The organism is Brevundimonas sp. DC300-4 (assembly GCF_049897365.1).
GTDB lineage: Bacteria > Pseudomonadota > Alphaproteobacteria > Caulobacterales > Caulobacteraceae > Brevundimonas.
Window position 1 is genome coordinate 1 of sequence record NZ_JAFCWC010000004.1, and the last position, 11,841, is coordinate 11,841.

Genomic DNA, 11,841 nt, shown 5'->3' on the forward strand with positions numbered 1-11,841 from the left:
GTCGCCTATCACACCTTCGGCGGCTGGAAGCGCTCGGCCTTCGGCGACACCAACCAGCACGGCATGGAGGGGGTGAAATTCTGGACCAAGGTCAAGACCATCACCGCCCGCTGGCCGGACTCGGAGCTGGAACACGCGGATTCGAGCTTCGTCATCCCGACGATGGGGTGATCCATTCCTCCCCCATCGGGGGAGGTGGCTTGAAGCTCAGCGTAGAGGCGGAGGGGGCTCATCCCGGATTCGGTGTCCGGAGCCGGCCCCCTCTACCGCTTGGCGGTCCCCCTCCCCCGCTGGGGGAGGAATAGAGCAGGCGACGCAATTCGGTGTTAAGCGTTAAGCTCGCACATATGCTGAAGCTGGAGCGCTCCCCCGCATGCGTCGCTTTCTGATCTGGTCCGCCCTGGCGGTGGTCATCGGCCTGGCCCTGGCCGGCGGAGGCTATTGGGCCTACTGGAATTTCTACGCCCGGTTCCAGCCGGTCACGATCAGCCGCAACCAGGCCGAGATCCAGCGCCTGCTGGACGAGGCGTCGTGGGTGTCCGGCGGCGGGGGCGGCGAGCCCCTCTACATCATCGGCTATCGCGACAGCGCCTCCACCCAGCGCTACGAGCGGGAAGAGACGGAGAAACTGCGCGCCGGCGGCGTGGAGGCCCGCGTGGTCGTCTTCGCCCGCCCGGACCGCGAGGGTCAGGTCCAGTCGACCCCCGCCGAACGGGCCACGGTGGCCGAGCTGTGGCTGAGCCGCGACTGGAGCCTCTATCAGCGCTGGACCGCCACTCCGTCACGCAACTGGACGGCGGCGGGCATTCCGGCGGCCGATGGCAACCTGGCCCGCTCCGCCGTGGTCGAGGCCAGCCGCCAGTTCGTCACCCGATTGAACGCGCTGCTGCGCGATGCGGGCGCCCCGACCGGCTATCCCCTGGTGATCTGGCGCGACCGGGACGGCTTCATGAAGGCCTGCGCCTGCGCCGACAGCCGGTCCTGGGCCTTCATCCGCGACGACTTCTCGGCCCCTGACGTGGTCGCCCCGGCAGGCCTGGGAGAACCCGGCCCGGCCATCCCGCCCACCGTGCCGACACCCGGCGACGGCACGCCGGAAAGCCTGCCCTATCCGACCCTGGGGCCGATCCCGCCCGCCGGGGAGGGGATTCCGCCCCTGCCGGGGACGGCCCGGCCGGGCGCGGCGCCCGGAACCACCCCTGCCCGCCCGACCACGCCGCCGCGCACCACGCCGGCCGCTCCGCCGCAAGCGACGCAGCAGGAAGACACGACCTTCTTCTAGGCGGCCGTCAGAACAGGCGTTTGCAGACGCCGATCAGCCGTTCGACGTCCTCGTCGGTCTGATAGAGGCCGAAGCCGAAGCGGATGACCTCGTCGCGCACGTCGGTGACGACATTGGCGGCCAGCAGATCGGCTCGCCAGCGCTGGGCGTCCCTGTGCTTCAGGGCCAGGAACCGGGCGCGCGGCCGGTTGTCGCCCATGATCGGGTTCAAAACCTCGGCCTCGCCCAGAGCGCCGCACTCTCCGGCCGCCAGGGCCCGGGCGAACCGCGCCTGCAACCGATCGGCGTGGGCCGAGACGGCTGCCGTCGTCAGCCCCTGTTCGTCCAGCATCCGCCGCACGCCGTTGAACCGGTACAGCGGAGTCGCATCGAACGTCGCGCCCCAGAACCGCCCTGCGTCGCCCCGGTACTGAACGCCCTCGGGCGGTCCCATCAGATTGCCGTACTCGGCGAACCAGCCGGTCGCCACAGGCCGCTCGCAGAAGCCGGCCGGCGCGTGCAGGAAGCCTGCGCCCTCGCCCGTCATGGCGTATTTGTAGCCGCCGCCAACGTAGAAGATCTTGTCCGCCAGTGCCGACAGGTCCGTCGGCGTGGCCATGAAGCCGTGATAGCTGTCGACGATCACCCACGGCCCTTCCGGTTTCGCCAGCGCCGCCAGGTCGTCGATGCAGCCAATGGCCTGGCCCGTCTTGAAGAAGACCTGGCTGACCACGATCACGTCGTGACCGCCCGCCTGCGCCGCCGCCGTGAACCGCGCGTCGAAGGTCTCGAACGGCTCCAGCGGCACGCGCGCGACGACGGCGTCGCCGCTCTCCTCCCAGCGCTCGGCCTGACGGCGAAAGGCGTGGAACTCGCCGTCCGTGGTCAGGATGCGGACGGGCTTCGTCTCCCAGCCTGAGAAGATGCGGATCAGGAATTCATGAGTGTTCGGCGCGAAGACCACCGTCTCCGGGTCCGGCAGACCCAGCTCCTTGGCGATATGTCTCTGCGCCTCGGGCACGACCTCGCCGAAGATCAGATCCCATTTGCGGTCGGCGAAATGGTTGGCCTCGACCCAGGCCCGCACCTGTCCGTCGAACGAGGCGTCCGGCCACAGATGGTGGCTATGCGCCGCGAAATGCAGTCGCTCGGGATCGAGGGTGAGGGCGCGCGAGAAGAGGTGTTTGTAGGTCATCTCCCCTCTTCCCCCAGACGACGCCCGCGCTCAAGCAGCGAGCGACCGCGTCGCTCGCGTTAACGCCCTTAAACCAGCGCCCCGTGGCAGTGCTTGAACTTCCGGCCCGAGTGGCAGGGGCAGTCGGCGTTGCGGGGCGTGCGCTCCCAGCCGGCCGGCAGAAGCTCGACGGGAAGGCGCGAACGGGCGTCGCCGGTCAGCTGCCCCTCGGGATTCTGGGCCAGTGGATCCGCCATCTCGTTGACGCCGGTGCCGGGGTTCAGGTGGATTTCCTGGAACTCGGGCATCTCCATCGCCGGCGGGGCCTCGAAGCGGAACTCCACCGTCATCAGCCAGCGCGTCACATTGTGGCGCAGCTCGTGCAGCAGGGTCTCGAACAGCGAGAAGGCCTCGGTCTTGTACTCGTTCAGCGGATCGCGCTGGCCGTAGCCGCGTAGGCCGATGACGCCGCGTAGATGGTCCAGATGCACCAGATGCTCGCGCCACTGCATGTCGATCATCTGCATCAGGAACTGCTTCTCCAGTCCCCGGGTCTGGGTCTCGCCCAGTTGCGCGAGTCGATCGGCGGCGCGCGCCTCGGCGGCGGCCTGCATACGCTCCTCGACCTCCTCGTTCGACACGCCTTCCTCGGCGGCCCAGTCGTGCAGCGGCAGGTCGAGACCGAGCGTGGACTTCACCTTCTCGTCAAGGCCGTCGATGTCCCACTGTTCGGCATAGGCCTTGGGCGGCATGAAGCGATCAACCAGGTCGGTGACCACGTCGCGACGGAACTCCCCGACCAGTTCCGACAGGTCCGTGGAGTCCATGAACTCCTGGCGCTGTTCGAACACGGCCTTGCGCTGGTCGTTCACGACGTCGTCGTATTTCAGCAGATTCTTGCGGATGTCGTAGTTGCGGGTCTCGACGCGCTTCTGGGCGGTTTCGACGGCGCGGTTGAGCCAGGGATGCGAGATCGCCTCGCCCTCGGCCACGCCGAAGCTGCGCATGATCGCATCCAGACGATCGCCGGCGAAGATGCGCAGCAGGTCGTCCTCGCACGACAGGTAGAATTTCGACGTGCCGGGGTCGCCCTGACGGCCGGTTCGGCCGCGCAGCTGGTTGTCGATGCGGCGGCTTTCATGGCGCTCGGTGCCGAGGACGAACAGGCCGCCGGCGTCCAGGGCGATCTTCTTCTGGACGGCGATGTCGGCCTTCAGCCGGGCCTCCTCGACCTTCAGCATCTCCGGCGTCACCTCGACGGCCAGGTTCCGCTGGTCGAGGCGGTATTTCTCGAGACGCATCTCGAGGTTGCCCCCCAGCTGGATGTCGGTGCCGCGACCGGCCATGTTGGTGGCGATGGTCACCGCGCCCGGCAGGCCGGCGTCGGCCACGATGAAGGCCTCCTGCTCGTGCTGGCGGGCGTTCAGGACGTTGTGCGGGATGCCCTTGAACTTGGTCTCGTATTTGATGTCGTAGGCGGCGTCGCCGACCTTGGCGGCCTCCTTGTCCTTGCCGACGAATTCCTTCTTCAGCGTGCGCGAGATCTCGACCTTGTGCTCGTATTTGTCGAGCAGGGCCGAGAGCTGTTCGGACTTCTCGATCGAGACCGTGCCGACCAGGATCGGCTGGCCGCGCTCGCGGCAGTCGGCGATCTGCTGGGCGATGGCCAGGTTCTTCTCGGCATAGGTCCGGTAGACCTCGTCGTCATAGTCGATGCGCAGAACCGGGCGGTTGGTCGGCACTTCCAGGACGTCCATCTTGTAGATGTCGAGGAATTCCTGGGCCTCGGTCGCGGCCGTGCCGGTCATGCCGGACAGCTTCTCGTAGAGCCGGAAATAGTTCTGGATCGTCACCGAGGCCAGGGTCTGGTTCTCGGGCATGATCTTGACGTCCTCCTTGGCCTCGATGGCCTGGTGGAGGCCCTCGGACAGGCGGCGTCCGGTCATCATCCGGCCGGTGAACTCATCGATCAGGACGACCTCGCCGGCCTTGATGATGTAGTCCTTGTCCTTCTGGTACAGGGTGTTGGCGCGCAGGGCCTGGTTGACGTGGTGCACCAGGCTGATGTTGGCCGCGTCGTACAGGCCCGTCGTGTCCTCGGCGAAATGGCCGCCGGCTTCCAGCAGCTGCTCGACCTGTTCGGAGCCCTCTTCCGTCAGCAGGGCCTGACGCTGCTTCTCGTCGAGGTCGAAGGTCGAGGTGTCCTTGATCAGCTCTTTGATCAGGGTGTCGCAGATCTTGTAGAGGTCCGACCGGTCCTCGGTCGGGCCCGAGATGATCAGGGGCGTGCGCGCCTCGTCGATCAGGATGGAGTCGACCTCGTCGACGATGGCGAAATGGTGCGGACGCTGCACCATCTCCTTGCGGTCATAGACCAGGTTGTCGCGCAGATAGTCGAAACCGAACTCGTTGTTGGTGCCGTAGGTGATGTCGGCGGCGTAGGAGGCCTGACGCTGACCGGACGACAGACCGTTGACGATGACGCCCACTTCCAGGCCCAGGAAGCGATAGACGCGTCCCATCCACTCGGCGTCGCGGCGGGCCAGATAGTCATTCACGGTGATGACGTGGACGCCCTTGCCGGACAGGGCGTTCAGATACACCGGGGCCACGGCCACAAGCGTCTTGCCCTCGCCCGTGCGCATCTCGGCGATGCCGCCGTCGTGCAGGATCATGCCGCCGGTCAGCTGCACGTCGTACTGGCGCTGGCCCAGGACACGCTTGGAGGCTTCGCGCGACACGGCGAAGGCCTCGTTCATGATCTTGTCCAGCGTCTCGCCGGCTGCGACCCGGTCCTTGAAGGTCTGCGTCATCATCCGCAGCTCGTCGTCCGACAGGGCGGCGAATTTCGGCTCCAGATCGTTGATTTTCTGGACCCGGCTCATGAAGTCCTTGACCTTGCGGTCGTTGGAAGAGCCGAAAAATTTCTTGGCGAAGCCGAGCATGGGCGATCCGGTGGCGATCGAGCGGTCTAGAGCTCTGGAATTTGCCCATGAGGGGCGGCGATGAGACGCCGCGAGAGGGGCTGCCGGGCAAGGCGGCGAAACACGCCGCGCATACGATCGAAAACCCCTCGACTTGGGCGCAGGCGGGACTTAAGCACCGGCCATACCCCTGTCAACGCGAGGGGCCTGGCGGCCCGGCGTTTGGACCCCTTCACGCGGGACGGAGCGTCCGATGCGACATTCGCGCAACCCTTTGGTTTTCCTCGGCCTCGCGCTGGTCCTGACGGTGGCGGCCTGCGGGCGCGGCGGGGGCGACGATCGCGCGCCGGAACCGGGCGACCGAGCCGTGGCCAAGGTGCAGGACCAGACCATCTGGGCCTCCGACGTCAAGCGGGAGGCGGTGGCCCAGGGTCTGGTCGGCGAGGGCGAGCCCCTTGACGTCACCTCGGACCTGTTCCGCCGGGTGCTGGACGAGGTCATCGACCAGAAGCTGCTGGCCCGCGAGGCCGAACGCCGCGGCCTGGACAACTCCGCCCTGGCCCAGCGCCGGCTGGAGGCGACCCGCGAGCGCATCCTCGGCGACATGCTGGTGGAGAACGTCGTCAACGGCGCCATCTCGGACCAGGCCGTCCAGACCCTGTACCAGGAGCAACTTCGCCTCGCCCGCACTTCGGAGGAGATCCGCGTGCGCCTGATCCTGTCGCGGACGAAGCCCGAGGCTGACGCCGTCATCGGCATCCTGGGCCAGGGCTCCAGCTTCGAGGCCGTGGCCCAGGAACGCTCCATCGACGAGGCAACCCGGTTCTCCGGCGGCGACCTCGGCTATTCCACCGCCGACGTCATGCCCCAGGCCTATGCCAACGCCCTGCGTGACGCCGCCGCCGGTTCGACCGTGGGTCCGTTCCAGACCGAGGGCGGCTGGGCCGTCCTGCGGGTCGAGGACCGCCGCCGCGAGAGCCCGCCGACGCTCGATCAGGCCCGGCCCCAGATCGTCCGTTACCTGACCTATGAAGGCGTGCGTCAGCTGCTTGAGGAACTGCGCGGCAAGGCGAAGGTCGACGTGCTGCTGGCCGCCGAGAGCGGCGCGCCCCAGGAACCGGCCTCCGCCGCGCCTGCGCCTGGCCCGACCCCGACGGCCCCGACCGCTACGGCCCCGGCGCCCACGGTCGCGCCGGTCGCGACGCCCACGCCCGCCGCCCCGTCCACAGCGACCACTGCGAAAGCCGCCGCCCGGTGAGCAACGACGCGAAGAAGCCCGGCTCGACCGGCAAGGCCATCGAGCACGCCATCGAAAAGGCCCTCGACCCGCTGGCCTCGGCCATCAAGCGCGCCACCCAGCCACAGCCGGTCACGCCGCCGCCCGCCGCCCCCGGCAAACCCGGCCTCAAGATCTCGCCGCTGGCCGTGCCCTTCCCGGCCATTCCGCCCATCGGCGGGGTCGAGATCACCACTGCCCGCGCGGGCTTCTACAAGCATGAACGCGACGACCTGACGATCTTCCGTTTCGCCCGCGGCACGACCTGCGCCGGCGTCTTCACCCGCCACAAGGTCGGCTCGGCTCCGGTGGACTGGTGCCGTCGACAACTCGACGCGCCCGGAGGCGGGCTCGACGTCCGGGCCCTTGTGGTCAACGCCGGCTGCGCCAACGCCTTCACCGGCAAGGCCGGAGCCGACGCCGCCCGCCGCACGGCCTCCGAGGTCGCCAAGCGCTTCGGCTGCCGCCAGCGCGATGTCATGCTGGCCTCGACCGGCGTGATCGGCGTCCTGCTGGACGACAAGAAAATCGCCGCGCGGCTGCAGGAGGTCGAGACGAAGCTCGATTCCGACGTCCCGCCGACGGCGCAGTGGGCCGCCGCCGGTCGCGGCATCATGACCACAGACACCTTCCCCAAGGGGTCCTATGCCGAGGCGACCATCGACGGCTTCAAGGTTCGCATCGCCGGCATCGCCAAGGGCTCGGGCATGATCGCGCCCGATATGGCGACCATGCTGGGCTTCATCGTCACCGACGCCAGCATCCACCCGACCGTGCTGCGGGCGCTTCTGGGCCTGCACGTCCGCACGACCTTCAACAGCGTCACCGTCGACGGCGACACCTCGACCAACGACACCTGCCTGCTGTTCGCCACCGGGGCCTCGGGCGCGCCGCGCATCGGCCGGGTCGGCGACCGTCGCCTGAAGGACTTCTCGGCCGCCCTCGACAAGGTCATGCTCGACCTCGCCCATCAGCTGGTCCGGGACGGCGAGGGGGCGACCAAGTTCGTCCGCGTCACCGTTGACGGCGCGGCCTCGCCCGCCTCGGCCCGCAAGCTCGCCAAGTCGATCGCCGACAGCCCCCTGGTCAAGACGGCCATCGCCGGCGAAGACGCCAACTGGGGCCGGGTCGTCATGGCCGTCGGCAAGACCGATGAGCCGGTCGACCGCGACCACCTCGCCATCCGCTTCGGCCCCCACGTCGCCGCCGTCGACGGCGCCGTCTCCCCGACCTACGACGAGGCGAAGATGAGCGCCTATATGAAGAACGCCGAGATCGACATCAGCGTCGACGTCGGCTCGGGCCGCGCCTCCGCCACCGTCTGGACCTGCGACCTGACCAAGGGCTACATCGAGATCAACGGCGACTACCGGAGCTGACCGCGGGTCATTCCTCCCCGGTGGGGGGAGGAATGGTCCAGCTACTGCGGTGTCTGGGGCCTGACGCCCTGGGTCTGGGGCACATAGAGGCCGGTGACCGCCCGCGTGATGAAGCCGCCCGGCTGGTTGCGGGGACCGAAACGTTCGCAGGGATCGGGCGTGGCGATGGCGCGCACCTTGCGATCCCTGGGGGCGAAGCTGTCGCCGACCTGGTCTCCGAACAATTCAGCGAACTGCAGGGCGTCGCCGACCCGCGACAGGGACGGCGTGTCCATGCCCACGACATTGGCCGAGCGGGCCCAGGCCAGGGCCGCGACCTGGGTCCCGCCCACGGCGATCAGTTCGGCCTCTGCGGCCAGGGTTCCGGTTGTGCCGGGCGCGCGCACGCCGATCGGGCCGGGGATGAAGAAGTTGGCCACTGCCGCCGCGCCGGAACCCGTGGGCTCGGTCGGAACGATCCGCGTGACGGCGGCGCGGACGCGGGCGGCGTCGGCGGTCGGCTGCGGCACGATCGTGAACCGTTCGCTGATCTCGTAGCAGACCTGACGATCCACCTCGCCCAGCACCATCGCCACGTCGGCCGGAGCGATGCCGTCAGCCGCGCCGGCGGTCAGGACCGAGGGCTCGACGAAGACGCGTTCGATGGCCTGCGCGGCAGTGTCGTCGCGGCGGTCACGCACGGAGACGCGCAGCGTGCCCTCCTTGGTCTGCAGGCCGTCATAGCTCTGCAGGAAGCCGCCGTCGGCCGCAGGGGCCGTCTGGCAGGCGGCGAGGGCGAACGCGCCTGCAAGGATCACGGGAGCGGTTCGAAGAAGGCGATGGGTCATGGTGCGTATCCGCAGAGGAGGTGGCGGCTTAACACCGCAGCGACTGAAAAGATCACCCGCCGATTGTCGCTGGGGCGTTCGGCGGTCAAAGGGACTCAAAGGGGCGCGGCCCTGGAGGTCCGCGCTCCAAGGGCGCCGAAACTCACCCGTCGAACGCTCACATCTAGGGCAGGCGCCGCGCTTTGCGCGAACGGCTGTGTTGGCTGGCGCATTTGCGGTGTCGGCGGTTCACGTCGCCAAAAGATTGCCGTTCACCGCCGCTCGAATTCCGCCATGAGATTGCGGTTTCAGCCATGTCGCGATTGGCGGTCATCGCAGGCGCGCTCAGGCTGCCGCCTGCTCGGCCTTCCTGAGCGTCGACGCCCGGACCTTTTCGCTTTCGGACTTCAGCTGGCCGCAGGCGGCGAGGATGTCGCGTCCGCGCGGGGTGCGGATGGGCGAGGCGTATCCGGCCTTGTTGAGGATGGCGGCGAACCGTTCGATCGTCTTCCAGTCCGAGCACTCGTAGTCCGTGCCGGGCCAGGGGTTGAACGGGATCAGGTTTACCTTGGCCGGGATGCCCTCGATCAGCTTCAAGAGGGCGCGGGCCTCGTCGGGGCTGTCGTTGACGCCCTTCAGCATCACATATTCGAACGTCACGCGCCGTGCGTTGGAGAGACCCGGATAGGCGCGGATGCCGGCCATCAGAGCTTCGAGATTGTACTTCTTGTTCAGCGGCACCAGGACGTCGCGCAGGGCGTCGTTGGTGGCGTGCAGGCTGATCGCCAGCATGGCCTGGGTGCGGGTTCCGAGCGGGTCGAGCTGGGGCACGACGCCCGAGGTAGAGACCGTGATCCGGCGGCGCGACAGGGCGATGCCCTCGTTGTCCGAGATGATGTCGATCGCGTCGGCGACGTGGTCGAGATTGTACAGCGGCTCGCCCATGCCCATGAAGACGATGTTCGACAGGCGGCGGTCTTCCTTGGGCGCCGGCCATTCGTTCAGGTCGTCACGGGCGACCTGGACCTGGGCCACGATCTCGGCGGCGGTCAGGTTGCGGACCAGGGCCTGGGTGCCCGTGTGGCAGAAGGTGCAGTTCAGGGTGCAGCCGACCTGGGACGAGACGCACAGGGCGCCGGCGCGGCCGACATCCGGGATGTAGACCGTCTCGATCTCGATGCCCGGGGCCGTGCGGATCAGCCATTTGCGCGTGCCGTCGGCCGAGACCTGACGCTCGACGATCTCGGGGCGGGCCAGGGTGAAGGCGCCGGCCATGGCCTCCTGGGCGGTGCGGGCGATATTGGTCATCGCCGTGAAGTCGGTGACGCCATAGTGATGAATCCAGCTCCACACCTGCGACGCGCGCATCTTCGCCTTCTCGGGCGGGCAGATGTCGGCGTCGATCAGCGCCTGTCGCAGGCCCGAGCGTGTCAGACCGCTGAGGTTGACGGGGGCCTGTTTGGCCGGGGCAGAAGTGCGCGACAGGTCGAGCGTAACGCTCACGGGCGGTGATCCTGGGTGAAGGGGAACGCCCCCTATAGCACGGTTCGGGCTCGATTTAAGGCGTACGCTTTCTCCCTCCCCTTCATGGGGAGGGTGGCCGAGCGAAGCGAGGTCGGGTGGGGTTCGACCGGCGGTGCGGAACTCACGATTCGGACCCCACCCTGACCGCTGCGCGGTCGTCCCTCCCCATGAAGGGGAGGGAGAAGGGCGTCACAAAATAAACCGGCTCAGATCCGCATTCTTCGACAGGTCTCCGACCTTGTCACGCACGGCGTCGCCGTCGAAGACCAGCGTCTGGCCCGACAGGTCTGAGGCCTTGAACGAGGTCTCCTCCAGCACCCGCTCAATCACGGTCACCAGCCTCCGCGCCCCGATGTTCTCGACCGCGCCGTTCGCCGCCACCGCCGCGTCCGCCATCGCCTCGACCGCGTCGGGGGTGAAGGTCAGGGTCACGTCCTCGGTGGCCAGCAGTGCCTGGTTCTGACGGATCAGATTGGCCTCGGGCTCGGTCAGGATGCGCACGAAGTCGTCGCGGGTCAGGGCTTTGAGTTCGACCCGGATCGGCAGGCGGCCCTGAAGCTCGGGCAACAGGTCCGAGGGCTTGGCGACATGGAAGGCGCCCGAGGCGATGAACAGGACGTGGTCCGACTTCACCGGTCCGTATTTGGTCGAGACGGTGGTGCCCTCGATCAGGGGCAACAGGTCGCGCTGCACGCCTTCGCGGCTGACGTCGGCGCCGCCGCGATCCTGACGACCGGCGACCTTGTCGATCTCGTCGATGAAGACGATGCCTTCGTTCTCGGCCAGCAGCAGGGCTTCGCGGGTCAGACTGTCCTGATCCAGCAGTTTGTCGCTCTCCTCAGTCACCAGCGGGGCGACCGCGTCCTTGACCGTAGTACGGACCGATCTCGTGCGCCCGCCGCCGAGCTTGCCCAGCATGTCCGAAAGGTTGAGCAGTCCGACATTGCCCCCGCCGCCGACATCCAGCCCCTGAATCGGCGACGAGGTGTCGGCCAGCTGGATCTCGATCTCCTTGTCGTCCATTTCGCCGGCACGGAGCTTCTTGCGGAAACTGTCGCGGGTGGCCGGTTGCGACCCCGGACCGACCAGGGCGTCAAGGATGCGCTCCTCGGCGGCCGCCTCGGCCTTGGCGCGGACGCCGGTGCGGCGGGCGTCACGGACCATGACCAGGGCGGCCTCGACCAGGTCGCGCATGATCTGGTCGACGTCGCGGCCGACATAGCCGACCTCGGTGAACTTGGTCGCCTCGACCTTCAGGAAGGGCGAGCCGGCGAGGCGGGCCAGGCGACGTGCGATCTCGGTCTTGCCGACCCCGGTCGGGCCGATCATCAGGATGTTCTTGGGCGTGACCTCGTCGCGCAGGTCGTCGGGCACGCGCTTCCTGCGCCAGCGGTTCCTCAGGGCCACGGCGACGGCGCGCTTGGCGTCGTGCTGGCCGACGATGAAGCGGTCGAGTTCGGAGACGATTTCGCGGGGGGACAGATCGGTCATGGTCCG

At 68.1% G+C, this 11,841-nt stretch carries 8 protein-coding genes and 1 pseudogene; 4 read left to right on the forward strand and 5 right to left on the reverse strand.

What is annotated here, in order from left to right:
* Positions 1 to 171 (forward strand): annotated as a pseudogene (locus ACP7AZ_RS07875) (CoA-acylating methylmalonate-semialdehyde dehydrogenase); the annotation flags it as partial.
* Between the two features lie 202 nt (positions 172 to 373).
* Complete coding sequence (locus tag ACP7AZ_RS07880; RefSeq protein WP_426037758.1) at positions 374 to 1,282, forward strand: hypothetical protein; 909 nt, start codon at positions 374 to 376, stop codon at positions 1,280 to 1,282.
* A 7-nt stretch (positions 1,283 to 1,289) separates the two neighbouring features.
* On the opposite strand, the gene ACP7AZ_RS07885 is transcribed toward ACP7AZ_RS07880, so the two are convergent.
* Together ACP7AZ_RS07885 and secA are read right to left on the reverse strand one after the other, a co-directional pair.
* Complete coding sequence (locus ACP7AZ_RS07885; RefSeq protein WP_426037760.1) at positions 1,290 to 2,456, reverse strand: aminotransferase class V-fold PLP-dependent enzyme; 1,167 nt, start codon at positions 2,454 to 2,456, stop codon at positions 1,290 to 1,292.
* A 68-nt stretch (positions 2,457 to 2,524) separates the two neighbouring features.
* On the reverse strand, positions 2,525 to 5,380 hold the full coding sequence (secA, locus tag ACP7AZ_RS07890; RefSeq protein ID WP_426037762.1) for a preprotein translocase subunit SecA: 2,856 nt from the start codon (positions 5,378 to 5,380) through the stop codon (positions 2,525 to 2,527).
* A gap of 232 nt (positions 5,381 to 5,612) precedes the next feature.
* Between secA and ACP7AZ_RS07895 the strand changes: the two genes are divergently transcribed.
* The gene (locus ACP7AZ_RS07895; RefSeq protein WP_426037764.1) at positions 5,613 to 6,617 is read left to right on the forward strand and encodes a peptidylprolyl isomerase; all 1,005 of its coding nucleotides are present in this window, start codon (positions 5,613 to 5,615) and stop codon (positions 6,615 to 6,617) included.
* Positions 6,614 to 8,014 carry a bifunctional glutamate N-acetyltransferase/amino-acid acetyltransferase ArgJ gene (gene argJ / locus ACP7AZ_RS07900; protein WP_426037766.1) on the forward strand — a complete coding sequence of 467 codons (1,401 nt, stop codon included), beginning with the start codon at positions 6,614 to 6,616 and terminating at the stop codon, positions 8,012 to 8,014. Before ACP7AZ_RS07895 ends, argJ begins: the two co-directional genes overlap by 4 nt.
* Before the next feature lie 41 nt (positions 8,015 to 8,055).
* Here the strand turns inward: argJ and ACP7AZ_RS07905 are convergent, their stop codons facing one another.
* From ACP7AZ_RS07905 to hslU, 3 genes are all read right to left on the reverse strand, one after another.
* A complete protein-coding gene (locus tag ACP7AZ_RS07905; protein WP_426037768.1) occupies positions 8,056 to 8,841 on the reverse strand; it encodes a DUF3313 family protein in 786 nt (261 codons plus the stop codon).
* A 324-nt stretch (positions 8,842 to 9,165) separates the two neighbouring features.
* On the reverse strand, positions 9,166 to 10,323 hold the full coding sequence (gene rlmN / locus ACP7AZ_RS07910) for a 23S rRNA (adenine(2503)-C(2))-methyltransferase RlmN (RefSeq protein WP_426037770.1): 1,158 nt from the start codon (positions 10,321 to 10,323) through the stop codon (positions 9,166 to 9,168).
* Positions 10,324 to 10,533: 210 nt separating this feature from the next.
* A complete protein-coding gene (gene hslU, locus ACP7AZ_RS07915; protein WP_426037772.1) occupies positions 10,534 to 11,835 on the reverse strand; it encodes an ATP-dependent protease ATPase subunit HslU in 1,302 nt (433 codons plus the stop codon).
* Positions 11,836 to 11,841 lie beyond the last annotated feature (6 nt).

Bases quoted from the DNA above. Each gene is read 5' to 3' on its own strand.
- ACP7AZ_RS07880 (WP_426037758.1), top strand. From the start codon at position 374: ATGCGTCGCTTTCTGATCTGGTCCGCCCTGGCGGTGGTCATCGGCCTG.
- hslU (WP_426037772.1), bottom strand. From the start codon at position 11,835: ATGACCGATCTGTCCCCCCGCGAAATCGTCTCCGAACTCGACCGCTTC.
- ACP7AZ_RS07895 (WP_426037764.1), top strand. From the start codon at position 5,613: ATGCGACATTCGCGCAACCCTTTGGTTTTCCTCGGCCTCGCGCTGGTC.
- ACP7AZ_RS07885 (WP_426037760.1), bottom strand. From the start codon at position 2,456: ATGACCTACAAACACCTCTTCTCGCGCGCCCTCACCCTCGATCCCGAG.
- ACP7AZ_RS07905 (WP_426037768.1), bottom strand. From the start codon at position 8,841: ATGACCCATCGCCTTCTTCGAACCGCTCCCGTGATCCTTGCAGGCGCG.
- secA (WP_426037762.1), bottom strand. From the start codon at position 5,380: ATGCTCGGCTTCGCCAAGAAATTTTTCGGCTCTTCCAACGACCGCAAG.